Genomic DNA, 23,306 nt, shown 5'->3' on the forward strand with positions numbered 1-23,306 from the left:
GCGCTGTCATGTCGCGATGACGTCCAGCGGCAATTGCAATTTGGCGGCCAGCGCCTGGATTTCAAGGTGTCCGGCCGGTGCCAGCAGGCGCAGTTGGGCACCCGCTTGCGATGCCATTTTCTGTGCTTGGTTCACCAGTCTCTCGGCTACCCCACGGCGCCGGGTGACTTTTCGTATACACAAATGTGACAAGTACCAAATCCTGTCGTGCCTTGTCAGGCGTGCTGCACCGAGCAGGCGATCGTTGAAACGTCCTGCAATCAAAGAGCCGTCAGCCAGGCTGTTTTCGATCAGTTGAGCGTCCCCGGAATACGGTGCGAACAGCCATTGCGGAGCGTCACGATAGATTTTTTGCAGGTCCTGTTGATCCTGGTAACTGGCATCGTTCAGCGCTTGGACAGCGATCGGCATGGCTTTTTCCTGTGGGGACGAGATCAGATGACATGAAAAAGGTGATATCAGTTTGGTTTTTCTGTCACGTGCAAATGGTAACCTTCGCCGGTTCGTCCGTCCTTCTGCGACTTAACGTCGCGCCTTCAAGGAGCTTCACCCGAAAAAACGGTCATGCCTGCGTGCATAAAGGCCGAGGGTGAGCAGTGGCTGGCGAACCATACTAATAATTGGGGGATACACAATGAGCACGAGCATCACGGCGGACGGCCTGCGCGCCGACCAGCCTGCGTTCCTGTCCAAGGAACGCATCATCGCCAAGCCCGGTTTCAACCGTTGGCTGGTTCCACCGGCCGCTCTGGCCATCCACCTGTGCATCGGCATGGCCTATGGCTTCTCGGTGTTCTGGTTGCCGTTGTCCAAGGCGCTGGGCGTCACTGCACCAGTGGCTTGCGCACCGGACATGAGCTTCATCGCTCAGGTCTTCTCTTCGCAATGTGACTGGCCGATCTCCATGCTCGGCTGGATCTACACCCTGTTCTTCATTTTCCTCGGCTGCTCGGCAGCGATCTGGGGTGGCTGGCTGGAACACGCCGGGCCACGCAAGGCCGGTGTGGTGTCGGCACTGTGCTGGTGCGGCGGTCTGCTGATCTCGGCACTGGGGATTTATACCCACCAGATCTGGCTGATGTGGATCGGCTCCGGCGTGATCGGCGGTATCGGTCTGGGCCTGGGCTATATCTCGCCGGTCTCGACCCTGATCAAGTGGTTCCCGGACAAGCGCGGCATGGCGACCGGCATGGCGATCATGGGCTTCGGTGGCGGCGCGATGGTCGGTGCACCGTTGGCGACTGCGCTGATGAGCCACTTCGCTTCGCCTGCCGGTGTCGGCGTGTGGCAAAGCTTCGTGGCCATGGCGGCGATCTACTTCGTGTTCATGATCGGTGGCGCCCTGGCTTACCGTGTGCCGCCAACCGGCTGGAAGCCTGAAGGCTGGACCGCTCCAGCGAAGAAAGCGTCGAACGCGATGATCACCCACCGTCACGTGCACGTGAATGTGGCGTGGAAAACCCCGCAGTTCCGTCTGGTGTGGCTGGTGCTGTGCCTGAACGTGTCGGCCGGTATCGGCATTCTCGGCATGGCTTCGCCACTGCTGCAGGAAGTGTTCGGCGGCAAGTTGCTGGGCGTTGACGTGCCGTTCGGTCAACTGGATGCCGGGCAACTGGCTTCGATCGCTGCGATCGCTGCCGGCTTCACCGGTCTGCTGAGCCTGTTCAACATCGGTGGCCGCTTCTTCTGGGCTTCGTTCTCGGACTACCTGGGTCGCAAAAACACTTACTTCGTGTTCTTCGCCCTCGGTTTTGCCCTGTACGCGCTGATCCCGAACATGGGCCATCTGGGCAACGTTGCGCTGTTCGTGGCGGCGTTCTGCATCATCCTGTCGATGTACGGCGGTGGTTTTGCGACCGTTCCGGCGTATCTGGCCGACCTGTTCGGCACGCAAATGGTCGGTGCGATCCACGGTCGTCTGCTGACTGCCTGGGCCGCCGCCGGCGTGCTCGGCCCGGTGCTGGTGAACTACCTGCGTGAGTATCAGTTGAGCATCGGCGTTGAACGCGCTGCCGCTTACGACATCACCCTGTACATCCTCGCCGGCCTGCTGGTGCTGGGTTTCCTGTGCAACCTGATGGTGCGTCCGGTGGCCGACAAGTACTTCATGACCGACGCTGAACTGGCCGCCGAACAGGCGCTGGGTCACGACAAAGGTGCTGATGCCAGCACCGTGCTGGAGTGGAAAGCCGCACCGGCCAGCAAGCCGCTGGCAATCGCTGCATGGCTGGTGGTGGGTATTCCGTTGGCGTGGGGCGTGTGGGTGACCCTGCAGAAGACGGCGGTACTGTTTCACTAAACAAAACCTAGTACCCCTGTAGGAGTGAGCCCTGCTCGCGATAGCGGTCTGACAGTCACGGAAATGTTGGCTGTCACGCCCTCATCGCGAGCAGGCTCACTCCTACAGTTGTTTTCGGGGTGCCTGTAATGGCTTGTATGGACATGTCTACCCGCGACAGCCGGGCGTTCTATCCGTCAGCCATCTCACGTCGCGTGTTTCTGTTTCGGCCTCGCGTGCCTATAATGGCTGCCTTTTTCGCCCAATGATTTTGCGGAGCTGGTGATGGCCGAACGTAAGGCGTCTGTCGAGCGCGACACTCTGGAAACCCAGATCAAAGCCTCGATCAACCTTGATGGCACCGGAAAGGCCCGATTCGATATCGGTGTTCCTTTTCTTGAGCACATGCTGGATCAGATCGCCCGTCACGGGTTGATCGACCTGGATATTGAATGCAAGGGCGATCTGCATATCGACGACCACCATACCGTGGAAGACGTCGGTATCACCCTCGGCCAGGCCTTCGCCAAAGCCATCGGCGACAAGAAAGGCATCCGTCGCTACGGCCACGCCTACGTGCCGCTCGATGAAGCGCTATCGCGCGTGGTGATCGACTTCTCCGGCCGTCCAGGCCTGCAGATGCACGTGCCATACACCCGCGCCACCGTGGGCGGCTTCGACGTCGACCTGTTCCAGGAATTCTTCCAGGGCTTCGTCAACCACGCCTTGGTCAGCCTGCACATCGACAACCTGCGTGGCACCAACACCCACCACCAGATCGAAACCGTGTTCAAGGCTTTCGGCCGCGCGCTGCGCATGGCCGTTGAGCTGGATGAGCGCATGGCCGGGCAAATGCCATCGACCAAAGGCGTTCTGTAATGCAGACGGTTGCAGTTATCGACTACGGCATGGGCAACCTGCACTCGGTGGCCAAGGCCCTCGAGCACGTTGGCGCCGGCAAGGTGCTGATCACCAGCGATGCCGACGTGATCCGCGAAGCCGACCGCGTGGTGTTCCCCGGCGTTGGTGCGATTCGCGATTGCATGGCGGAGATCCGTCGTCTCGGTTTCGACGCACTGGTGCGTGAAGTCAGCCAGGATCGTCCGTTCCTCGGCATCTGCGTCGGCATGCAAGCCCTGCTCGACAGCAGCGAAGAGAACGACGGCGTCGACTGCATCGGCCTGTTCCCGGGCGCCGTGAAGTTCTTCGGCAAAGACCTGCATGAAGACGGCGAGCACCTGAAAGTCCCGCACATGGGCTGGAACGAAGTGCAGCAGAAGGTCAGTCACCCGCTGTGGCACGACATTCCGGACATGGCGCGTTTCTACTTCGTGCACAGCTACTACATCGCTGCCGCCAATGCGCGGCAGGTAGTCGGTAGCGGTCATTACGGAGTCGATTTCGCTGCCGCGCTGGCCGAAGGCTCGCGTTTCGCCGTGCAATTCCACCCGGAGAAGAGCCATACCCATGGCCTGCAATTGCTGCAGAACTTCGCCGCGTGGGACGGTCGCTGGTAAATGGCTGCCAAGAAGTCCAAACCGCCGATCCTGACCCTCACTCCCGAGCAGGAGAACGAGGCCAACCGCAAGATCCAGCGGTTCATGGAGGATCGGTTCGAACTCGACCTGGGTTCGTTCGAAGCGGCGGAAATTCTTGAGCTGTTTACCCGCGAAATTGCTCCGCACTATTACAACAGGGCGATTTTCGATGTGCAGACCCACCTCAAAGAGCGGTTTGAAAGCATCGAAAGCGACCTGTGGGCGCTCGAGAAAAACTGATTTCCGAGCCAAGCTGAACATTCAAATTTGAAGGTTTGCCAGATGCTGATTATTCCCGCTATCGATCTTAAAGACGGTGCCTGCGTACGTCTGCGCCAGGGCCGCATGGAAGATTCCACAGTGTTCTCCGATGACCCGGTGAGCATGGCTGCCAAGTGGGTGGAGGGCGGTTGCCGTCGTCTGCATCTGGTCGATCTGAACGGCGCATTCGAAGGTCAGCCGGTCAACGGTGAAGTGGTTACCGCCATCGCCAAGCGCTACCCGAACCTGCCGATCCAGATCGGCGGCGGCATTCGCTCGCTGGAAACCATCGAGCACTACGTCAAGGCGGGCGTGAGCTACGTGATCATCGGCACCAAAGCGGTGAAGGATCCGGCGTTCGTCGCTGAAGCCTGCCGCGCGTTCCCGGGCAAGATCATTGTTGGCCTGGATGCCAAAGACGGGTTCGTCGCCACCGACGGCTGGGCTGAAATCAGCACCGTGCAGGTCATCGACCTGGCCAAGCAGTTTGAAGCCGACGGCGTCTCGTCGATTGTTTATACCGACATCGCCAAAGACGGCATGATGCAGGGCTGCAACGTACCGTTCACCGCTGCACTGGCGGCAGCGACGAAGATCCCGGTGATCGCCTCCGGCGGTATCCACAATCTGGGTGACATCAAGTCGCTGCTCGACGCCAAGGCGCCGGGCATCATCGGTGCAATCACTGGCCGGGCGATCTACGAAGGCACCCTCGACGTCGCCGAAGCGCAAGCTTTCTGCGATGCGTACCAAGGCTGAGGACTGACCATGGCGCTGGCCAAACGCATCATCCCTTGCCTGGACGTGGACAACGGCCGGGTCGTCAAAGGTGTGAAGTTCGAGAACATCCGCGATGCCGGCGACCCGGTGGAAATCGCCCGTCGCTATGACGAGCAGGGTGCCGACGAGATTACCTTTCTCGACATCACCGCCAGCGTCGATGGTCGCGACACCACGCTGCATACCGTCGAGCGCATGGCCAGCCAGGTGTTCATCCCGCTGACCGTAGGCGGCGGCGTGCGCACCGTGCAGGACATTCGCAACCTGCTCAACGCTGGTGCGGACAAGGTTTCGATCAACACCGCAGCGGTTTTCAATCCGGAGTTTGTTGGCGAAGCGGCGCAGCATTTCGGCTCGCAGTGCATCGTCGTCGCCATCGACGCGAAGAAGGTCTCCGGCCCGGGCGAAACCCCGCGCTGGGAAATCTTCACCCACGGCGGGCGCAAGCCGACCGGCCTCGACGCGGTCGAGTGGGCGAAGAAAATGGAAGGCCTCGGTGCCGGCGAGATCCTGCTGACCAGCATGGATCAGGACGGTATGAAAAACGGCTTCGACCTCGGCGTGACCCGCGCGATCAGCGATGCGCTGGGTATTCCGGTGATCGCTTCCGGCGGCGTCGGCAACCTGCAGCATCTGGCCGACGGCATCCTTGAAGGCCACGCCAGCGCGGTACTGGCGGCGAGTATTTTCCACTTCGGCGAATACACTGTGCAGGAAGCGAAAGCGTATATGGCCAAACGCGGCATCGTGATGCGCTAAACCGTACAGGCCAGTGGACAGCATGGCGTACCCAAGGCACTCTTGGGCACGCCATGGATTCCGGTAGCCCGACATGATCAAACGCCTGCTTCTTGTTCTCGCCAGTGCCTCTGTGTTGTTGCTCAACACGGCGCGGGCCGAAAACAGTCCCGACACCGATCTGGTGCTCCTCACCGAAAACTTTCCGCCCTACAACATGGCGAAAGACGGCAAGAATTTCGCCAAGGGCGAGAACATCAACGGTATTGCCGCCGACATCGTCCGCGAAATGTTCAAGCGCGCCGGGCTCACCTACAGCCTGACGCTGCGCTTCCCATGGGAGCGCGTCTACAAGCTGGCGCTGGAAAACCCCGGTTACGGCGCCTTCGTGATGGCCCGCCTGCCGGACCGCGAAAACCTGTTCAAATGGGTCGGCCCGATCGGTCCGGACGACTGGATCATGTTGGCCAGGGCCGACAGCAAAATCACCCTCGAAACCCTCAACGATGCGCGCAAATACAAGATCGGTGCCTACAAGGGCGACGCGATTGCCGAGACGCTGGCCAAGCAGGGCTTGAAGCCTACGGTCGTGCTGCGCGATCAGGACAACGCGAAAAAACTGGTCAATGGCCAGATCGACCTGTGGGCCACGGGTGATCCTGCCGGGCGTTATCTGGCGCGGCAGGACGGGGTCACTGGACTCAAGACCGTGTTGCGCTTCAACAGCGCCGAGTTATATCTGGCGCTGAACAAGGATGTGTCGGACGCAACGGTCGCCAGGCTGCAGGCGGCGCTGGATCAGATGCGCAAGGACGGGGTTGTCGACGAGATCATGGGGCGCTATCTGTAGCCGTCGGCAACGACTTGTCTGTTGCCTGGTGGGTGCATTCTTGCGGCGGATACTGCAGCAGACTCAGGTTATCGTTCTGGGTGTAAGCCAGATTGATCCCCGCTTGCGAGCCGTCAGCACGACGCAGCTCGTAGAAACTCTCCAACTGATAAACCGCGACGAATTTGCCTTTGCCGGCCATCGCGATCACATGGGTAACAAATGGAGTCTGCCAGCCACTGGTTGACGTCTCGCTGTGAGTGAACTGGCTGTCCAGTCTTGCCGAGAATGGGAGTGACACAGGAGCGTCTGCCTTCGTTGCCCACGGGCTCACAAAACTGATCGCAGTAAGTTGAGTGAACAGACGCAGCGTCTTCGGATTCTGCAGCCGCTGCGCAGTCCACTTGAAAGCCCGTGCCTCCTCGCCCGTGTTATGTCCGCTCCCCACCAAATAGTACTGGTCAGTTCTTTCCAGGCGATAAAACGGCGTGGTGCGTAATTGCTCAATTGGCGACAAGTCATCCTTGACCACGAACCATGGCAGCTTGATGACTTGGGAGAGCGTGGCCGCGCCTTTGGTTTCTGGGGCTTGCGCTGCGGAGAGCGTCGGCAGCTGTGGCGATGACTGGATCAGCGGCGCGATCTGCATCCGTAGTGAATAGGCACCGACATTGCCCTCTGGCCGGTTGAAACTGCTTGTCGCAACAAACGTACCTGGCGCGAAATGAATCTCTCCCGGCGGCGCATTCGTCGGTGTGACGCTCCAGGCGCTGAAACTCTGTCTGGCACCGCTGCCCCTGTCATTCCAGATCAGTTCGCCAACGTCCGAGGCGACCACCAGATCGGCGCGTACACAGCGAACCGCGTTGAGTGAAGGTTTTTCGTGATCATTGGAGCAGACCGCGCCCATGGCCACATAACCTTGCGGGGCGATCGGTCGCCATACGGCCCCGTCTTTCTTCGAGCCTGAGCCGGAATCTTTCCAGATCAGCTCGAAATCGTCCGGGCGCCTTAATGCCGGGCCCCTGGCCGGATCTGCACTGGGTGCATCGCCTTCGCAAACCACAGCTACCACGGTGCTGCCGTTAATGTTGTCGTGCCCGGCGACGAACACGTCGCCGAGCGGGAAATAGCCCGGCAATACATCCGGCGCCGGAGTCGGGCGCCAGAAGGCCGCGGGTTTAGCCCGTGAGCCGGTGCTGTCCCAGATGCGGTGAAATTCCGTGGTGAAATGGATCAGCAGATTGTCGTGTCTGATCGGTTCGATTTGCCCGGATGGCGCTGCGGCCTGGTCATGAATGGTCATGGTCACTCCTGATAGTTGAACGGCGACTCAAGGGAGTCGCGACCCGTTGCAGGTCTCACTATCGGTAATCGCAACCGGTCTCTGGCGGTAACTATGTATGACGTCGTGACCAGTTATTTCCAAAAAACCGTTCCTTGCCATGGGCAGCCTTGCGCTCCTGTTTTGCCTATTGATGCAGAAGCACAAGGCCTACGTTACTGGTCAGCTCATGGGGCGCTGTTTTCGAGCGCTTCCCATTCCAGGATGTATTCCTTCAATTCTGAGCGCTGATTGTTGGGGTCGACAGCGTAAACGCAGAGTTTGAGGGGGAAGTTGCTTTGCGGGCGTAGCCAATTGGAGGTCACATGCCTATAACCCTGCGGGTCTTCGCAACTGACTTTTTCAGCAAGGCCGCCTTTTACCTCGTATCGATCAAGACCCTCGTTCTTGCGTTCCGGCCACAGAATCAGTGCCCTGTTTATCTCTTTGTTAAACGAAGTCTCTATGGTCGGAACAGGCGTCGGGCCCGCATCAACCAGATAAGTGGGAACAGTGACGGCATTGCGATAAGTGCCTGCGGGTAATATGTCCTCAGTACTGTTTGTGGCGATGATGCAAAGGTTGCTAGGCCCGGTTTCAGGTCCCATCGGAACATTTAATCGAGTGGGCGCAGTGCCGGTGGTGATTGGCTGGCTGTAGTCTTGCGGAACTTCGCATTCGACCGGGTCCGACGTGCGTTTGGTCCGGATAAACCGGGTGCTGGCGGTTATTTCAAAGTTCCATTCTGGATAAACGTAGTTGCCCTGAGCGGTTACGCTGATCTTTGCATGCGTTGGCAGTTGGGCAGGCAGTCTGATAGAGGCTGCCGGAAATAATTCGCACACCTGCGGATCCGTATTGAGTTTGCCATCGATAAAGCAGTTGTTGAAAACCGAGGTGGGACTGCCGTAACTGCCGCTCGGCATCTGACCGTATCCAGGCAGCGGCGTCAGATGGTGAGCCAAGGTCCCAAGGACGCCATAGACCTCGTTGGTCGCTCGAACGATGACCGGACTCCCCGAGCTTCCGGAAGCAATATCTTTGCATTGGTTGCTGACGGTATGCCGCCAAACCCAGGGCTTTTCGAAAATCGCCGGGGAGGGCATGTGGGTGCAGGCTGACATTTGTAATGGAGAGCCCACGGGTTTGTGCACTATCAGAATGTCGCTATCTTCTGCCGGCGCCTGCCGGGCCAGTTTCATGGGCGTGATGCCCTGAGCCAGAAGTTCGCCCTGTGACACTCCAAGCTCCAACAGAGCCAGGTCGACACCCTGAATACTGCTCCAGGCTACTTTCTGCAGAGAAACGGTCCTGGAGGCAGCAGTCGTATCGATGAAGTTGTTGAAGGTAATGCTGGCTTCGATAGGGTCATCTAGTCGCATGACCCCGTTTTCCTTGCCCACGCAGTGGGCGCTGGTCAGTGCATAGGCGGAATCGGACGGTCGAGAGCTGTTAGTGTCGATCAGGAAGGCGGTGCAGGAACCGTGCTCGCGGCTTTTGTACTCACCGATTCCCATCCAGTGGTTATTTTCGCCATCTTTGTTAGTCAGGTGTTGCGACGGTGAGAAGTTTTCAGCGCCCTTGCCGTAATCGACAGGGCTGGAACAGGCAGGAAGTGAGAAGGCCGTCAGTAATAAAAAGCTTGGGTGGATATATTTAAAGTTCATGGCCAGTCCTTGGCTAATATATGGGTGCAAGACTGGCGCAGAATAAGACAGTTAGGTTTGAGTCGGTTCTATAAGTTATTGCTGCTTATTTTGGACGTAGAGGCTTATGAGAATTTAATCAGTTGATAGCTTAACGATAAATTCCATTTTTCCCGTGTGCAGCTGTCGCTTTGTTACTCCGCACGCTGATCATCTGCTTGATATCGATCCACTCGATGCCTTGCGCCTTGAGCTTCGGCAATTCACGTTCCAGCACCGCCAGCGTCTGCGGGTAAGGGTGGCCGATCATCACTGCCGAGCCCTGCTTGCGGGCCAGGCTGATCGCCGTCTGCAGCTGGTTGAAAATGGCGGCTTCGGTGCGTTCGTCATCGAGAAACACATCGCGCGAAACACTCGCCAGATCGATCTTCTGTGCTTGCCGCGCCGCCACGGTTTGCGCACTGGTGCGGCTGTCGACGAAGAACTTGTGCCGACGCTGCAACTCGCCCATCAGCCACGCCATCGCCACCGGCTGGGCGGTCATGCGACTGCCCATGTGGTTGTTGATGCCCGCCGTGTAGGGGACCATTTTGAACGCGGCGTCGAGGCGCTTTTGCAGCTCTTCGAGCGGCAGTTCGGGGTGCCAGGCGTACGGACCGGTGGCCGGATCCATCGGCATGTGCAGGATCACGATCTTGCCGGCGCGATGGGCTTCGCGGGCGAATTCGGTGGCGTGCGGGGTGTCGGGCATGATCGCCGTGGTCACTGGGCCGGGCAGAGCCAGCACACGGCGATCCCGGGGCAGGTTCTGCCCCAGGTCGTCGATGATCAGCGTCAGGTAGGCTTTTGGCGGTGGCGTCCTGGCGGGTTCTGCGTGAGCAGCACCCGCCAGATAGCACAGCAGGACGAAGAGCAAACGCAAAGACATCCTCAACGGCCGGACGTGATGCTCAAGCCCTTAAGCAGGCTCAGGGCCTGGGCCAACTGGTAATCGTCATCCTGCGGCATGGCCTTGGCCTTGGTGCCGGAACCGGTCGGCTTGTCTGCGCCGCCGTTGCCGTTGCCCAAGTGACCTTGCAGGTCGGCTTCCTTGAAGTAGTCGCCGTCCGCTTCGTTGGTGATCTTGGCCTTGCGCACTTCGATGTCCGGGACGATGCCCTGGGCCTGGATCGAGCGGCCGTTCGGCGTGAAGTACAGTGCCGTGGTGATCTTCAGCGCGCGGTCGTTGTTCAGCGGCAGCACGGTTTGCACCGAGCCCTTGCCGAAACTGGTGGTGCCCATGACTACCGCGCGTTTCTGATCCTGCAGGGCGCCGGCGACGATTTCCGAAGCGGAGGCGCTGCCACCGTTGATCAGCACGACCATCGGCACCGCTTCGCTTTCGTCTTTGCCGGTGGCGGAGAAGCGCAGTTCGGAGTTGGCGATCCGGCCTTTGGTATAGACGATCAGGCCTTTCTTGATGAAGTGGTCGACCACTTCCACTGCCGCCTGCAACACGCCGCCCGGGTTGTTGCGCAGGTCGAGGATGATGCCGTTGAGCTTTTTGCCGTTGTCCTTGCGCAGCTTGGCCAGGGCCTTGGAGACCTCTTCGCCGGTCTTGACCTGGAACTGGGTGATGCGAATGTAGCCGTAGCCCGACTCCAGCAGCTGCGCCTTGACGCTCTTCACCTGAATCACGGCGCGGGCCAGGGTCACGTCGAACGGCGTGCCACCGTCGCGCACCAGGGTCAGGGTGATTTTCTGACCGATCTTGCCGCGCATCTTGTCCACGGCTTCGGTCATGGTCTGGCCGCGAGTTGGCGCACCGTTGATCTTGACGATGAAGTCACCGGCCTGAATGCCGGCCTTCGACGCCGGGGTGTCGTCGATCGGCGAGACGACCTTGATGAAACCGTCTTCGGAGCCGACTTCGATGCCCAGGCCGCCGAATTCGCCGCTGGTGCTTTCCTGAAGTTCGGTGAAGTCTTCAGGGCCGAGATACGCGGAGTGCGGATCGAGGTTGCTGAGCATGCCCTTGATCGCGTTTTCCAGCAGGGTCTTGTCATCCACCGGCTCGACATACGCCGCCTTGATCCGGTCCATGACCTCGGCAAAGGTGCGCAACTCTTCCAGCGGCAACGGGGCCTTGGCGGTCGCGGCAGTGCCTGCCGGAGCGACGGCCGGGGCCGGTTGAGCGGCGAACGCCAGAGGCGCGCCGATCACCAGGGCGATCGTCAGGGCCAGCGAGGTAAGGCGGGACAAATGCAGCATGTCGAACGAACTCCTGAATTAGGCGACGCGCTTATCCTTGCGCGTGACACCATTGCGCCGGATCACTCGGGTGACCCTGCTGACGAATTGCGAAATACAGCGCTGGTGTGTCCTGACCGCCACTGTTACCCACAGTGGAGATCGACTCACCGGCTTTTACCACGTCACCGGCCGACTTGAGCAGTGTCTGGTTGTGACCGTAAAGACTCAGATAACCATTGCCGTGATCAAGGATCACCAGCAGCCCGGCGCCACGCAACCAGTCGGCGAACACCACGCGCCCGCCATGCACGGCATGCACTTGGCTGCCGGCAGCGGCGCTGATCATCACGCCATCCCACTTGGTGCGGGCATCGTCGCCACGGCTTTCGCCGAAGCGTGCCAGCAATCGACCATCAACCGGCCATGGAAGTTTTCCCCGGGTTGCAGCAAAAGGGCCACCGAAGGTCTCGCCGCTGCTGGACACCAGTGCGCCGGGGGTTGATTTGACGGGTTTTCGTGGGGCGTCGCTGTTGTCAGCCTGCGCCTCACGCAAACGCTTTTTTTCCGCTTCCTGCTGGGCGATCAGCGCTTTCTGCCGCGCTTCTTCTGCCTCACGGGCCTGACGGGCCAGGGTTTCTTCAATGGTTTTAAGGACTTTAGACAGGTCTGCCTGATCCTGCTCGCGGGCGGCCAGTTTCTGGTCGCGGGCCTTTACGTCATCGTTGAGCTTGGCGAGGACTTGCTGGCGTTCCTTGCGGACCTTTTCCAGTTCGTCGCGCTGGGTGTCGAGGCTGCTTTTCTGTACCAGCAATTGCGCCTGCTGCATGGCGATGTCTTTTTCGACATTGGCCAGTTGGCGCAGGGTTTCGTTGAAGTTCTTCAACTGCTCCAGGCGGGCCTGGCTCAGGTAATCGTAATAGGTGAGGGTGCGGGCGAATTTCTCGGGATTCTGCTGGTTGAGCAGCAGCTTGAGGTATTCCTGACGGCCATTCTGGTAGGCCGCGCGGGCCTGGATGGCGATCAGTCGCTGCTGTTCAGTGCGCGCGCTCTGGAGTTTTTTTTTCTCCGCATCGAGCCGCTGCAGCTCGGATTCGCTTTTCTTCAGCTCTTTCTGCAGGGCATCGACCTGCTTCTCGAGCTTGCCCATCTCGGTTTCAGTGCCCTTGAGCTCTTTCTGCACACCGGATTTTTCTTCCTGCAGCTTGCCCAGCAGCTTTTTCAGCTCGGCAATGTCCTGACGCGTGGCATCCAGCTGCTGTTGGGTTTGCGCGCGCTCGTCAGCGAAGGCCGGTTGGAGCAGGCAGGTCAGAGCGAGGGCGATCAGGACGCGGAGCATAGAGGCGGGCGGCACCAGGGTAATGGACGGCCTAGTATGCCCGCCCGAGGCTGCAAAAAAAACGCCCAATTGGGCTTGTGTGATAACTGGCTGGAGATGCAGCATCAAATAATCTTTGAAACAACCATAAACAAATGTAGGAGTGAGCCTGCTCGCGATGGCGTTCTCACATTCAACAGAGTAGTTGACTGTCAGATTGCTATCGCGAGCAGGCTCACTCCTACAGGGTTTTGCGGCGTTTTATGGATTCGGTCAGACCAGAATCGAGGTACCGGTCATCTCCGCCGGTTTCTCCAGACCCAACAGCATCAGCATGGTCGGTGCCACGTCCGCCAACACGCCGCCTTCACGGACCTTGAGGTCACGCTTGCCGACATAAATGAACGGCACCGGCTCGGTGGTGTGCGCAGTGTGCGCCTGGCCAGTGGAGGCGTCGGACATCTGCTCGACGTTGCCGTGGTCGGCGGTGATCAGCGCTTCGCCGCCCACCTTTTCCAGTGCCTCGACGATGCGCCCGACGCAGGTGTCCAGGCATTCCACGGCTTTTACCGCAGCGTCGAACACGCCGCTGTGGCCGACCATGTCGCCGTTGGCGTAGTTGACCACGATCACGTCGTAACGCTGGTGTTCGATCGCATCGACGATGCGGTCGGTGACTTCCGGTGCGCTCATTTCCGGTTGCAGGTCGTAGGTGGCGACTTTCGGCGACGGGATGAGGATGCGCTCTTCACCCGGGAACGGTTCTTCACGGCCGCCGGAGAAGAAGAAGGTCACGTGCGCGTATTTTTCGGTTTCGGCGATGCGCAGCTGAGTCTTGCCGTTTTTTGCCAGGTAGTCGCCAAGCACGTTTTCCAGGCTGCCCGGAGCAAAGGCTGCAGGGGCTGGAATGCTGGCGGCGTATTGGGTCAAGCCCACGTACTGCACTTTTGGCTGGCGCGCGCGCTCGAATTCCTTGAAATCGTCTTCGACAAATACTCGGCTCAGCTCGCGGGCACGATCGGCGCGGAAGTTCATGAACACCACGGCGTCGCCGTCTTCGACCTTGACCGGCTCGCCGATGGTGGTGGCTTTGACGAATTCGTCGCTCTCGCCACGGGCGTAGGCGGCGTCGAGGCCTTCCTGAGCGGTGGCGGCGTTGAATTCGGCGTTGCCGTCAACGATCAGGTTGTAGGCCTGAGATACGCGGTCCCAACGGTTGTCACGGTCCATCGCGAAGTAGCGACCGATGAGGCTGGCGATGCGGCCCTTGCCGAGCGCCTGGAAGGTCGCGTCGAGCAGTTCGATCGACGAAGCGGCGCTTTTCGGCGGCGTGTCGCGACCGTCGAGGAAGGCGTGCAGGTAGATTTTCTCGGCGCCGCGCTTGAAGGCCAGTTCGGCCATGGCGATCAGGTGATCCTGGTGGCTGTGCACGCCGCCATCGGACAGCAGACCCATGAAATGCACGGCTTTGCCGGCGGCCACGGCTTTATCCACGGCAGCGCAGATGGTCGGGTTGTCGAAGAACTCACCGTCGCGGATCGCTTTGGTCACGCGCGTGAAGTCCTGATACACCACGCGCCCGGCGCCGAGGTTCATGTGGCCGACTTCGGAGTTGCCCATCTGGCCGTCCGGCAGACCAACGTCCATGCCGCTGCCCGAGATCAGGCCGTTCGGCACCGTGGCCCACAGACGATCGAGCACAGGCTTCTTCGCCGCATACACGGCATTGGATTCGTGGCTGTCACTGTGACCGAAGCCGTCGAGAATCATCAGGACCAAAGGTTTAGGCGTGGTAGTCATGGAATCCACTCGTGGCTAATAAAGAAGAGGGCGATGGAAAAGGGAGTGGCGAGTTTAATGCTTAGTTCCGACCACGTCACCGCCGGACGGGGTTTGGCCCACCATAGTGGCTGTGTATACTGGCCGACATTTTAACGCCCTGGAACCTCCTTCGATGGTTGCTCACCTGATTGAATTTGCCACTAACCACTACATTCTTGTCGGTATCTTCGTCGTACTGCTGGCTCTGCTGCTGGCGCACACGATGCAGGGCGGCGGTAAAAGCCTGAGCACCGGCGAACTGACCGCACTGGTCAACAAGGACGCAGGCGTGGTGGTGGACATCCGTCCGGCGAAAGATTACGCCGCCGGCCATATCGTTGGCGCGATCAACATTCCTCAAGACAAACTGGCTGCGCGTACCGGCGAGCTGGAAAAGCACAAGGCCAAGACCATCATTCTGGTCGACGCCCTGGGCCAGACCGCTGGCACCCACGCTCGCGAGCTGATGAAGTCCGGCTTCACTGCCGCCAAGCTGTCCGGCGGGATCTCCAGCTGGAAAGGCGACAACCTGCCGCTGGTGAAGTGATATGAGCGAAGTCATCGTCTACTCCAGCGACTACTGCCCTTATTGCATGCGAGCCAAGCAATTGCTCGCGAACAAAGGTGTGGCCTTCGAAGAGATCAAGGTCGATGGCAAGCCGCAGATTCGTGCTGCCATGAGTCAGAAGGCCGGACGCACGTCCGTGCCGCAGATCTGGATCGGCGAAAAGCACATCGGCGGTTGTGATGATTTGTATGCCCTGGAGCGCGCCGGCAAGCTCGACGCGCTGCTCAAGGCCTGAACGGCTGCACCCACGTACAGCACTCCCTAAAAGACCCAAGATCAGAAAGGATCTGAGATGACTGACCAACAGAACACTGCAGCCAGCGAAGAAGAAACCGCACCGCAATTCTCCTTGCAGCGCATCTACGTACGCGATCTGTCCTTCGAAGCCCCGAAAAGCCCGGCGATCTTCCGCCAGCAGTGGGACCCGACCGTCGGCCTGGACCTGAACACCCGTCAGAAAGAACTGGAAGGTGATTTCTACGAAGTGGTACTGACCCTGTCCGTGACCGTGAAAAACGGCGACGAAGTGGCTTTCATCGCTGAAGTGCAACAGGCCGGTATCTTCCTGATCAAGAACCTCGACGCGGCTTCGATGAGCCACACTCTGGGTGCGTTCTGCCCGAACATCCTGTTCCCGTACGCGCGCGAAACCCTGGACAGCCTGGTGACTCGTGGTTCGTTCCCGGCCCTGATGCTGGCGCCGGTGAATTTCGACGCCCTGTACGCGCAAGAGCTGCAGCGCATGCAGGAAGCTGGCGAGACGCCGACCGTTCAGTAAGTATCTGAGCGACGACGCAAGTCCAATGTGGGAGCGGGCTTGCTCGCGAAAGCGCAGTGTCAGGCGACATCAATGTCATCTGATCCGACGCCTTCGCGAGCAAGCCCGCTCCCACATTTGTTATCCGGTGTTATTTGAAGTCGTTCTGCCGCCACGCTTCGTACACGGCCACCGCCACGGTGTTGGACAGGTTCAGGCTGCGGCAGCCTTCACGCATCGGCAGGCGCAGGCGCTGTTCGGCGGGCAGGGCGTCGAGCACTTCCGCCGGCAGGCCACGGCTTTCCGGGCCGAAGATGAACGCATCGCCCGGGACGAACGCGGCGTCGTGAAACGGCCGCGAGCCCTTGGTGGTGAACGCGAACAGCCGTGGGTTGCCGAGGCTTTCCAGGCAACTGGCGAGGTCGGCGTGGCGCTGCAACGTGGCATATTCGTGGTAGTCGAGACCGGCCCGGCGCAAGCGCTTGTCGTCCATCTCGAAACCCAGCGGTTCGATCAAATGCAGGTGGCAGCCGCTGTTGGCGCACAGCCTGATAACGTTGCCGGTGTTCGGCGGAATTTCTGGTTGAAAAAGGATGACGTGAAACATGCACGGCTCCGAAGGTAAAGATGACGCGCATTCTACGCCGCAAGCCGACCCGCGTTCGAAACTATTCCCGCGGGTGATCGGTTCGCTGGCGATTGTCGGCTTGATGGTAGGCTTGATGATCGGTCGCCTGACCACGCCGGACCCCAGCGTGCTGCAGCAGGTCGACGTGACCGGTGACGGCCTGGTGGTGTGGTTCAACAACGAACCGAAGCTGCACGGTGAAATCATCGATGGCACCGTGGCCCTGTTGTTTCAGGCAGAGGGCAAGGCGCAAAAGGGTCAGCTCAAGCTCAACGGCAAGGACGTGAACTGGCGAACGCGCTTGAGTGACGGTGGGCTGTTGCTGACGGTGCTGGCGGCGCGGCCGCTGCAGGGGGACTGGGCCGGCAGCAAGGTCGATGACCGCTGGCGGCTGGAGATCCATCTCCGGGAGCAATAAAAGCGGGAATCCCCGGCCTGCCTGTACCAGGGTTCCCAAAACGGGGTGGACTTCGCTGAGAGCGTCGGTCCGGTGTAAAGAGGGAACCCCCGGCCTGCCTGTACCAAGGATCCCAAAAGGGTGGGTTCGCCGCGTTGCGGTTTTGAACCCGGTGTAAAGAGGGGAATCCCCGGCCTGCCTGTACCAAGGTCCCCGAAAGGGTTGGTGAATCGAATCACCTGTGAGGGTTATTGCAGGCGGCGTGCCAGTTTTAGTATTTCGAAACAGAAAAAAGATTCAGATGCGCGAAAGCCCCGTAAATCGGGGCTTTCGTGTTTTTATTGGCTGGTTTTTTCAGTCTTGCCTGAATGGTTTTTGCACCGGCTGCGATGCCCGATCACGGGTCAAAGTGCATTAGGTTGGTGCACGGCGGGCCACTGTGAGAGCGGGCTTGCTCGCGAAGGCGTCGCGTCAGTCACTGATACGTTTCATGAATAGCGCTTTCGTGAGCAAGCCCACTCTCACAGAGGGCGTGGTTGATCAGCCCTCATCCCCCTCATCATCATCCCCACCGTCCACTTTCATCCCCAATTCCTTGATCTTGCGCGTCAGGGTATTACGCCCCCAGCCGAGCAATACCGCCGCATCACGACGGCGACCGGCCGTGTGCTTCAGTGCAGTCTCGATCATGATCCGCTCGAACGCCGGCACCGCGCTGTCGAGCAGGCTCGACTGGCCACGGGCCAACGCCTGATCGGCCCACTGGCGCAGCGCCTGCTCCCAGTTGGTCACTGGCGCCGAGTCCTGCGGCAGGCTCAGCAGTTCCGGCGGCAGGTCACTGATGTGCACTTCGCGCCCGGAGGCCATCACGGTGATCCAGCGGCAGGTGTTCTCCAGCTGCCGCACGTTGCCCGGCCATGGCAGGTTCTTCAGGTATTCCTCGGTCTCGCTCTTGAGCAGCTTCGGCTCCACCGCCAGTTCTTGCGCAGCGCGGCTGAGGAAGTGCTTGGCCAGGGTCGGGATGTCCTCGCGACGATCAGACAGACGCGGGATGTGGATACGGATCACGTTGAGGCGGTGGAACAAGTCCTCACGGAATTTCCCGGCATGCACCAGGGTTTCCAGATTCTGGTGAGTTGCAGCAATGATCCGCACATCGACCTTGACCGGCACATGCCCGCCAACGCGATAGAACTCGCCGTCCGCTAGCACCCGCAGCAAACGGGTCTGGGTGTCCGCCGGCATGTCGCCGATTTCGTCGAGGAACAGCGTGCCGCCGTCCGCCTGTTCAAAGCGCCCGCGACGCAGGTTGGCCGCGCCGGTGAATGCGCCTTTTTCGTGGCCGAACAGCTCGGATTCCATCAGGTCCTTGGGGATCGCCGCCATGTTCAGCGCGATGAACGGCGAGGCCGCGCGCGGGCTGTGGCGGTGCAGGGCGTGGGCCACCAGTTCTTTACCGGTACCGGATTCACCGTTGATCAGCACGGTGATGTTCGAATGGCTCAAGCGGCCAATGGCCCGAAACACTTCCTGCATCGCTGGCGCTTCGCCGATGATTTCCGGCGTGCGGGTGAGAGCCGGCACCACTTCCAGGCCTTGCTGCTCCTGCGCATGCTGGTTGGCGCGTTTGACCAGCGACACCGCCTCGTCGACGTCGAACGGTTTCGGCAGGTATTCGAAAGCGCCGCCCTGATAAGACGCAACGGCGCTGTCGAGGTCGGAGTGCGCGGTCATGATGATCACTGGCAGCCGTGGGTGCTGTTCGCGGATACGTGCCAGCAGGTCGAGGCCACTGGCGCCCGGCATGCGGATGTCGGAAATGATCACATCAGGCTGCTGACGGGCCAGACGACTCATCACGCCATCGGCGCTGTCGAAGCTCTGCGTGGTCATGCCTTCCTGCTGCAAGGCCTTTTCCAGAACCCAACGGATAGAACGGTCGTCATCGACGATCCACACGGTTTCACTACGGCTCATGTCGATGTGGCTCCTTGTTCCAGTGGCAGAAAGATCGAGAACGTGGTGTGGCCGGGGTGGCTGTCACACTCGATCAGGCCCTGGTGCTGGCTGATGATGTTCTGGGTGATGGCCAGGCCCAGCCCGGTACCGTCCGGGCGGCCGCTGACCATGGGAAAGAAGATGGTTTCCTGAAGTTCTGCAGGGATCCCCGGGCCGTTGTCGATGATCTCGATTTTGGTCACCAGGCGATGGCGGACGTGGCCGATGGTGAACTGGCGCATGGTCCGGGTGCGCAGGCTGATGCGGCCCAGACGCAGCTCGTTCTGGCTGCTGATCGCCTGCATCGCGTTGCGCACGATGTTCAGTACGGCCTGAATCATTTGTTCGCGGTCGATCAATACGTCGGGAATGCTCGGGTCGTAGTCGCGCACCAAGGTGATGCAGCCCTGGCTTTCCGCTTCGACCAGTTGGCAGACGCGCTCCAGCACTTCGTGGACGTTGCACAGCGCCAGCGACGGCAGCTTGTTCGAGCCGAGCATGCGGTCGACCAGATTGCGCAGGCGGTCGGCCTCTTCAATGATCACGTTGGTGTAGTCGCGCAGGCTGTCTTCCGGCAGTTCGCGGGCCAGCAACTGCGCGGCGCCCCGGATGCCGCCGAGCGGGTTCTTGATCTCGTGAGCGAGGCCGCGCACCAGCATCTTGCTGGTTTCCTGCTTGGACAGTTGCGCCTCTTCCTTGGTGATCCGCAGCAGGCGATCACGTGGGTGCACCTCAAGCAAAAGCATGGTCGCGCCGTTGCTGAGGATCGGCGTCACTGCGTAGTCCACGGTCAGAGTCTGGCCGGTGAGGGCGGTGAGCATCGCTTCGCGCTTGGTGAAAGGGTGTGCCTGTTCGACCGCCTGGCGCAGCGAGTTGAGCGCCTCGGTGGACTCGGTAAACAGCTCGCTGATGAACTGTCCATGGCTGCGCTGACCGCTGATGGCCAGCAGCATCTCGGCCGCCGGGTTCATGTACTCAAGGCGCAGTTCGGCATCAAGCAGAATGGTAGCGGTGGTCAGGTTGTCGAGCAGCAAACGGTGGATTGCGTCGCTAATAGTCATCGGAGCCTCTTTTGGGGGCGGAGCGTGCGCAAGAAGCAGGCGTCGTTAAACGGAAAATGCAAAAACCAAACCAAGGCTCCGAAAAGAAGCGTTCAACCCGTGAAACAGGCGTTTGACGCTCGTTTGCGTGGCAGGATGCCAGCTCGAACGGGAAGTTTCGAACCAAAATGGGTTGGAATCTGGGTACGGTGCAGCCTACTGCACCAATATAGTGCGTAAAGCTGAATGGCGTTAGAAGAAGTGCAAGAAGGGATTTTTTTCTTCGGCGGGTTTGTCTTTCAGCGGACATTCCGGGCGCACGCCGTAGTCCTCGCTGACGCAGGGTTTGATCTGGCGTTTCTGCGCCAGCGAGATGCGCAGCATGTGGAATGGCTGGTTGGCGGTGCGCTCGACAGTGCGACCCTGCTCATCAAGGATTTCCACCGACAGGTTGTGACTGCCCCGATCGATGTTGCTTAGCGGGAATACCGGACTCAGGCCGGGCTCGCCAGTGGCCTGGCCGTCCAGCAGCAGGCGATAGCGATGGCCCTGCTGCAGGCCGGGCTCGCTGGTGACGCTGACGATCACCTCGCCCGCGCTGCTGCGAAGGGTCGCATCCGGCTCGGGGATCAGGATGCGCAGCATGTCGTAGTGAAACGGTGGTTGTTCCGCGACCTTTTTTGCAGCGCTGATCGGTGCTGCAGCCGTGGGGTTGGCCGACATGCGATTGCTGGTGGCGATAGGTACGCGCTTGGCGTTGCCGCGCGGCTGGTCGGTGTAGACGCGATTGCCCTGCGCGTCGACATAGGTGAAGACCTCTGCCGAAACGGGCAGGGCGAACAGGCACAGGATCAGCCAGAAATTTCTCACGGCTTGTGCACCCGCTGTACGGTGAACACCACCGCCGGGCTCTGCTGGATGATCGCTTCGCCGTCGATCACCTGCACCGCGAGACGATGCTCGCCGCGATCGACATTCACCAATTGCAGGATCGGCACGTTGCTCGGCTGGCCGTAAGGTGCGTCGTCCAGCACGAGCCTTAATTGGTGCGGCGCCTGCAGGCGCGGCTTGATCAGCACATTGACAGTGAAGGTGCCGTTGTTGGCGCGCAGCGCTTCTTCGCTGGGCAGGCCGGTCAGCTCCAGCACCTCGTAGGCACTGCGTGCCGCGGGGCGTGTGTCGGTGCTTGAAGGCGCTGGCGCGCTCGGTGCCTGTGGCTCGACGCGGTTGAGTGGCGGCAACTCGACCGGCTGCGCCTGAACACCGTCCGGCGAGTGATCGCTGTAAACCGTGTTGCCATTGGCATCGGTGTACTTGTAGATCTGCGCGGCGGCGGGCAGGGCGATCAGCAGCAGGATGTAGAGAAAGGTGCGACCCATGAAATCGACCGGGAAAGAAAGCGATGGGGTGCAGCATAGGCCAGGTGCGGCGGTTGGCCCAACCCGGGACATATCCGGAGATCATTCAGACGCCAAAAATTCCCTGTGGGAGTGGGCTTGCTCGCGAAGGCGGCGTATCAGTCGCCATCCCTGTCAATGACCCACCGCCTTCGCGAGCAAGCCCGCTCCCACAGGGGTTTTGCGTAGTTTCATAAATCGTGGGCAATAAAAAGGCCTCCCGAAGGAGGCCTCTTATTGTCACGCCGCGTAGCGCGGCGCTACCGGATCAGCAGCTGTAGTACAGCTCATATTCCAGTGGGTGTACGAAGGTACGGACCTTGATTTCTTCTTCGGATTTCAGCGCGATGTAAGCGTCGATGAAGTCGTCGGAGAACACGCCGCCCTTGGTCAGGAACGCACGGCCCTTGTCCAGCTCTTCCAGGGCTTCTTTCAGGCTGCCGCAAACTTGTGGGATCTCTTTCGCCTCTTCAGGGGGCAGGTCGTACAGGTTTTTGTCAGCGGCATCGCCTGGGTGGATCTTGTTCTGGATACCGTCCAGGCCGGCCATCAGCAGTGCTGCGAAAGCCAGGTACGGGTTGGCAGCCGGATCCGGGAAACGTGCTTCGATACGACGGCCGCGCGGGCTGTTGACGTAAGGAATACGGATCGAGGCGGAACGGTTGCGAGCCGAGTAGGCCAGCATCACCGGCGCTTCGAAACCTGGCACCAGACGCTTGTAGGAGTTGGTAGCCGGGTTGGTGAAGCCGTTCAGGGCCTTACCGTGCTTGATGATACCGCCGATGAAGTACAGGGCGGTTTCGGACAGGCCGGCATAGCCTTCGCCCGCGAAGGTGTTCTTGCCGTCTTTGGCGATGGACATGTGCACGTGCATGCCCGAGCCGTTGTCGCCGTACAGTGGCTTCGGCATGAAGGTCGCAGTGCGGCCGTAAGCGTCGGCAACGTTGTGGACAACGTATTTCAGAGTCTGAACTTCGTCAGCTTTCTTCACCAGGGTGTTGAACTTGACACCGATTTCGTTCTGACCGGCAGTCGCCACTTCGTGGTGGTGAACTTCAACGGTCTGACCCATTTCTTCCAGTGCGTTGCACATGGCAGTACGGATTTCGTGGTCGTGGTCGAACGGCGGAACCGGGAAGTAGCCACCTTTGACGCCTGGACGGTGACCTTTGTTGCCGCCTTCGATGTCCTGGTCGGACATCCAAGAGCCTTGTTCGGAGTAGATCTTGAACATCGAGCCGGAGATGTCCGACTTGAACTTCACTTCGTCGAAGATGAAGAATTCTGGTTCTGGACCGGCGAAGACTGTGTCACCGATACCGGTGGTCTTCAGGTATTCCTCGGCACGGTGAGCGATGGCGCGCGGGTCGCGATCGTAACCTTGCATGGTCGAAGGTTCGATGATGTCGCAAACCAGGATCAGGGTCGCGTCTTCGGTGAACGGGTCGAGAACGGCAGTATCGTCGTCCGGCAGCAGGATCATGTCGGAGGCTTCGATGCCTTTCCAGCCAGCGATGGAGGAACCGTCGAACATCTTGCCGACTTCGAAGAAGTCGTCTTCCAGCGCATCGCGAGCCGGCATGGTCACGTGGTGCTGAGTGCCTTTGGTGTCCGTGAAGCGCAGATCAATCCACTTGACGTCATGATCTTTGATGAGTTGAACCGACTTCGACATAGTGTCCTCCGGGTGGCTTAGGGCTTGGTAGTGGATGCCCTTAATAGGGGTGATGCCGGCGCAGATACTCTGCCAAGGCAACCT

Annotated in this window: 24 protein-coding genes; 11 read left to right on the top strand and 13 right to left on the bottom strand. The window is 60.0% G+C overall.

Translation table 11 applies throughout. From position 1 onward, the window contains the following. Window positions 1-6 precede the first annotated feature (6 nt). Window positions 7-411, bottom strand: coding sequence for an acetyl-CoA sensor PanZ family protein (locus CRO59_RS08805; RefSeq protein WP_097086952.1), 405 nt, complete (start codon window positions 409-411; stop codon window positions 7-9). Window positions 412-634: 223 nt separating this feature from the next. Between CRO59_RS08805 and CRO59_RS08810 the strand changes: the two genes are divergently transcribed. From CRO59_RS08810 to CRO59_RS08840, 7 genes are all read left to right on the top strand, one after another. Then, window positions 635-2,299 carry an OFA family MFS transporter gene (locus CRO59_RS08810; RefSeq protein WP_097086955.1) on the top strand — a complete coding sequence of 555 codons (1,665 nt, stop codon included), beginning with the start codon at window positions 635-637 and terminating at the stop codon, window positions 2,297-2,299. 264 nt (window positions 2,300-2,563) lie between these two features. After that, window positions 2,564-3,157, top strand: a complete 594-nt coding sequence (gene hisB, locus CRO59_RS08815; protein ID WP_007909204.1) for an imidazoleglycerol-phosphate dehydratase HisB — start codon at window positions 2,564-2,566, stop codon at window positions 3,155-3,157. Further along, a complete protein-coding gene (gene hisH / locus CRO59_RS08820) occupies window positions 3,157-3,795 on the top strand; it encodes an imidazole glycerol phosphate synthase subunit HisH (RefSeq protein WP_027611254.1) in 639 nt (212 codons plus the stop codon). The genes hisB and hisH overlap by 1 nt, the downstream gene beginning before the upstream one ends. Next, entirely contained in the window at window positions 3,796-4,056 is a 261-nt protein-coding gene (locus tag CRO59_RS08825; RefSeq protein WP_003220751.1) for a DUF2164 domain-containing protein, read from the top strand. A gap of 42 nt (window positions 4,057-4,098) precedes the next feature. After that, a complete protein-coding gene (hisA, locus tag CRO59_RS08830) occupies window positions 4,099-4,836 on the top strand; it encodes a 1-(5-phosphoribosyl)-5-[(5-phosphoribosylamino)methylideneamino]imidazole-4-carboxamide isomerase (protein WP_097086957.1) in 738 nt (245 codons plus the stop codon). Window positions 4,837-4,845: 9 nt separating this feature from the next. Beyond that, window positions 4,846-5,616 carry an imidazole glycerol phosphate synthase subunit HisF gene (gene hisF, locus CRO59_RS08835; protein WP_007909211.1) on the top strand — a complete coding sequence of 257 codons (771 nt, stop codon included), beginning with the start codon at window positions 4,846-4,848 and terminating at the stop codon, window positions 5,614-5,616. A 73-nt stretch (window positions 5,617-5,689) separates the two neighbouring features. After that, window positions 5,690-6,445, top strand: a complete 756-nt coding sequence (locus CRO59_RS08840) for an ABC transporter substrate-binding protein (protein ID WP_097086958.1) — start codon at window positions 5,690-5,692, stop codon at window positions 6,443-6,445. Here the strand turns inward: CRO59_RS08840 and CRO59_RS08845 are convergent. From CRO59_RS08845 to gpmI, 6 genes are all read right to left on the bottom strand, one after another. Then, window positions 6,426-7,730, bottom strand: coding sequence for a Vps62-related protein (locus tag CRO59_RS08845; protein WP_097086961.1), 1,305 nt, complete (start codon window positions 7,728-7,730; stop codon window positions 6,426-6,428). The two genes, CRO59_RS08840 and CRO59_RS08845, sit on opposite strands and share 20 nt — an antisense overlap. Before the next feature lie 206 nt (window positions 7,731-7,936). Then, window positions 7,937-9,415 (bottom strand): serine protease, encoded by a 1,479-nt coding sequence (locus CRO59_RS08850; RefSeq protein ID WP_097086963.1) that lies wholly within the window; start codon window positions 9,413-9,415, stop codon window positions 7,937-7,939. Window positions 9,416-9,545: 130 nt separating this feature from the next. After that, window positions 9,546-10,322 (bottom strand): divergent polysaccharide deacetylase family protein, encoded by a 777-nt coding sequence (locus CRO59_RS08855; RefSeq protein WP_097086964.1) that lies wholly within the window; start codon window positions 10,320-10,322, stop codon window positions 9,546-9,548. Between the two features lie 2 nt (window positions 10,323-10,324). Next, complete coding sequence (locus CRO59_RS08860; RefSeq protein ID WP_027611261.1) at window positions 10,325-11,644, bottom strand: S41 family peptidase; 1,320 nt, start codon at window positions 11,642-11,644, stop codon at window positions 10,325-10,327. Window positions 11,645-11,675: 31 nt separating this feature from the next. After that, window positions 11,676-12,962, bottom strand: a complete 1,287-nt coding sequence (locus CRO59_RS08865; RefSeq protein ID WP_027611262.1) for a murein hydrolase activator EnvC — start codon at window positions 12,960-12,962, stop codon at window positions 11,676-11,678. A gap of 252 nt (window positions 12,963-13,214) precedes the next feature. Further along, complete coding sequence (gpmI, locus tag CRO59_RS08870; protein ID WP_097086966.1) at window positions 13,215-14,741, bottom strand: 2,3-bisphosphoglycerate-independent phosphoglycerate mutase; 1,527 nt, start codon at window positions 14,739-14,741, stop codon at window positions 13,215-13,217. A 154-nt stretch (window positions 14,742-14,895) separates the two neighbouring features. Between gpmI and CRO59_RS08875 the strand changes: the two genes are divergently transcribed. Genes CRO59_RS08875 through secB form a run of 3 tightly spaced genes read left to right on the top strand, consistent with a single transcriptional unit; the run spans window position 14,896 to window position 16,108 of the window. Continuing rightward, entirely contained in the window at window positions 14,896-15,309 is a 414-nt protein-coding gene (locus CRO59_RS08875; RefSeq protein ID WP_007961724.1) for a rhodanese-like domain-containing protein, read from the top strand. A gap of 1 nt (window position 15,310) precedes the next feature. Then, complete coding sequence (grxC, locus tag CRO59_RS08880; protein ID WP_003220774.1) at window positions 15,311-15,565, top strand: glutaredoxin 3; 255 nt, start codon at window positions 15,311-15,313, stop codon at window positions 15,563-15,565. A 57-nt stretch (window positions 15,566-15,622) separates the two neighbouring features. Next, window positions 15,623-16,108 (top strand): protein-export chaperone SecB, encoded by a 486-nt coding sequence (secB, locus tag CRO59_RS08885; RefSeq protein WP_027611264.1) that lies wholly within the window; start codon window positions 15,623-15,625, stop codon window positions 16,106-16,108. 130 nt (window positions 16,109-16,238) lie between these two features. Here secB and trmL read toward each other — a convergent pair whose 3' ends face one another. Further along, on the bottom strand, window positions 16,239-16,694 hold the full coding sequence (trmL, locus tag CRO59_RS08890; protein WP_027611265.1) for a tRNA (uridine(34)/cytosine(34)/5-carboxymethylaminomethyluridine(34)-2'-O)-methyltransferase TrmL: 456 nt from the start codon (window positions 16,692-16,694) through the stop codon (window positions 16,239-16,241). Between trmL and CRO59_RS08895 the strand changes: the two genes are divergently transcribed. Then, complete coding sequence (locus CRO59_RS08895; protein ID WP_027611266.1) at window positions 16,693-17,133, top strand: hypothetical protein; 441 nt, start codon at window positions 16,693-16,695, stop codon at window positions 17,131-17,133. The two genes, trmL and CRO59_RS08895, sit on opposite strands and share 2 nt — an antisense overlap. A gap of 519 nt (window positions 17,134-17,652) precedes the next feature. On the opposite strand, the gene ntrC is transcribed toward CRO59_RS08895, so the two are convergent. The 5 genes from ntrC to glnA form a co-directional block, all read right to left on the bottom strand. Beyond that, a complete protein-coding gene (ntrC, locus tag CRO59_RS08900) occupies window positions 17,653-19,089 on the bottom strand; it encodes a nitrogen regulation protein NR(I) (protein ID WP_007961729.1) in 1,437 nt (478 codons plus the stop codon). Beyond that, on the bottom strand, window positions 19,086-20,171 hold the full coding sequence (gene glnL / locus CRO59_RS08905; RefSeq protein ID WP_007961730.1) for a nitrogen regulation protein NR(II): 1,086 nt from the start codon (window positions 20,169-20,171) through the stop codon (window positions 19,086-19,088). Before glnL ends, ntrC begins: the two co-directional genes overlap by 4 nt. A gap of 231 nt (window positions 20,172-20,402) precedes the next feature. Continuing rightward, a complete protein-coding gene (locus CRO59_RS08910; RefSeq protein ID WP_097086968.1) occupies window positions 20,403-21,020 on the bottom strand; it encodes a DUF4124 domain-containing protein in 618 nt (205 codons plus the stop codon). Beyond that, window positions 21,017-21,529: a DUF4124 domain-containing protein gene (locus tag CRO59_RS08915; RefSeq protein WP_027611268.1), complete on the bottom strand. Its 513-nt coding sequence runs from the start codon at window positions 21,527-21,529 to the stop codon at window positions 21,017-21,019. The genes CRO59_RS08910 and CRO59_RS08915 overlap by 4 nt, the downstream gene beginning before the upstream one ends. 286 nt (window positions 21,530-21,815) lie before the next feature. Further along, window positions 21,816-23,222 (bottom strand): glutamate--ammonia ligase, encoded by a 1,407-nt coding sequence (gene glnA, locus CRO59_RS08920; protein WP_007961736.1) that lies wholly within the window; start codon window positions 23,220-23,222, stop codon window positions 21,816-21,818. Window positions 23,223-23,306 lie beyond the last annotated feature (84 nt).

The organism is Pseudomonas sp. LAMO17WK12:I5 (assembly GCF_900215165.1).
Lineage (GTDB): Bacteria > Pseudomonadota > Gammaproteobacteria > Pseudomonadales > Pseudomonadaceae > Aquipseudomonas > Aquipseudomonas putida_A.

Excerpts from the sequence above, each read along its gene's own strand:
- CRO59_RS08805 (WP_097086952.1), bottom strand. The coding sequence starts at position 411 with ATGCCGATCGCTGTCCAAGCGCTGAACGATGCCAGTTACCAGGATCAA.
- CRO59_RS08810 (WP_097086955.1), top strand. The coding sequence starts at position 635 with ATGAGCACGAGCATCACGGCGGACGGCCTGCGCGCCGACCAGCCTGCG.
- hisB (WP_007909204.1), top strand. The coding sequence starts at position 2,564 with ATGGCCGAACGTAAGGCGTCTGTCGAGCGCGACACTCTGGAAACCCAG.
- hisH (WP_027611254.1), top strand. The coding sequence starts at position 3,157 with ATGCAGACGGTTGCAGTTATCGACTACGGCATGGGCAACCTGCACTCG.
- CRO59_RS08825 (WP_003220751.1), top strand. The coding sequence starts at position 3,796 with ATGGCTGCCAAGAAGTCCAAACCGCCGATCCTGACCCTCACTCCCGAG.
- hisA (WP_097086957.1), top strand. The coding sequence starts at position 4,099 with ATGCTGATTATTCCCGCTATCGATCTTAAAGACGGTGCCTGCGTACGT.
- hisF (WP_007909211.1), top strand. The coding sequence starts at position 4,846 with ATGGCGCTGGCCAAACGCATCATCCCTTGCCTGGACGTGGACAACGGC.
- CRO59_RS08840 (WP_097086958.1), top strand. The coding sequence starts at position 5,690 with ATGATCAAACGCCTGCTTCTTGTTCTCGCCAGTGCCTCTGTGTTGTTG.
- CRO59_RS08845 (WP_097086961.1), bottom strand. The coding sequence starts at position 7,730 with ATGACCATTCATGACCAGGCCGCAGCGCCATCCGGGCAAATCGAACCG.
- CRO59_RS08850 (WP_097086963.1), bottom strand. The coding sequence starts at position 9,415 with ATGAACTTTAAATATATCCACCCAAGCTTTTTATTACTGACGGCCTTC.
- CRO59_RS08855 (WP_097086964.1), bottom strand. The coding sequence starts at position 10,322 with ATGTCTTTGCGTTTGCTCTTCGTCCTGCTGTGCTATCTGGCGGGTGCT.
- CRO59_RS08860 (WP_027611261.1), bottom strand. The coding sequence starts at position 11,644 with ATGCTGCATTTGTCCCGCCTTACCTCGCTGGCCCTGACGATCGCCCTG.
- CRO59_RS08865 (WP_027611262.1), bottom strand. The coding sequence starts at position 12,962 with ATGCTCCGCGTCCTGATCGCCCTCGCTCTGACCTGCCTGCTCCAACCG.
- gpmI (WP_097086966.1), bottom strand. The coding sequence starts at position 14,741 with ATGACTACCACGCCTAAACCTTTGGTCCTGATGATTCTCGACGGCTTC.
- CRO59_RS08875 (WP_007961724.1), top strand. The coding sequence starts at position 14,896 with ATGGTTGCTCACCTGATTGAATTTGCCACTAACCACTACATTCTTGTC.
- grxC (WP_003220774.1), top strand. The coding sequence starts at position 15,311 with ATGAGCGAAGTCATCGTCTACTCCAGCGACTACTGCCCTTATTGCATG.
- secB (WP_027611264.1), top strand. The coding sequence starts at position 15,623 with ATGACTGACCAACAGAACACTGCAGCCAGCGAAGAAGAAACCGCACCG.
- CRO59_RS08895 (WP_027611266.1), top strand. The coding sequence starts at position 16,693 with ATGCACGGCTCCGAAGGTAAAGATGACGCGCATTCTACGCCGCAAGCC.
- trmL (WP_027611265.1), bottom strand. The coding sequence starts at position 16,694 with ATGTTTCACGTCATCCTTTTTCAACCAGAAATTCCGCCGAACACCGGC.
- ntrC (WP_007961729.1), bottom strand. The coding sequence starts at position 19,089 with ATGAGCCGTAGTGAAACCGTGTGGATCGTCGATGACGACCGTTCTATC.
- glnL (WP_007961730.1), bottom strand. The coding sequence starts at position 20,171 with ATGACTATTAGCGACGCAATCCACCGTTTGCTGCTCGACAACCTGACC.
- CRO59_RS08915 (WP_027611268.1), bottom strand. The coding sequence starts at position 21,529 with ATGGGTCGCACCTTTCTCTACATCCTGCTGCTGATCGCCCTGCCCGCC.
- glnA (WP_007961736.1), bottom strand. The coding sequence starts at position 23,222 with ATGTCGAAGTCGGTTCAACTCATCAAAGATCATGACGTCAAGTGGATT.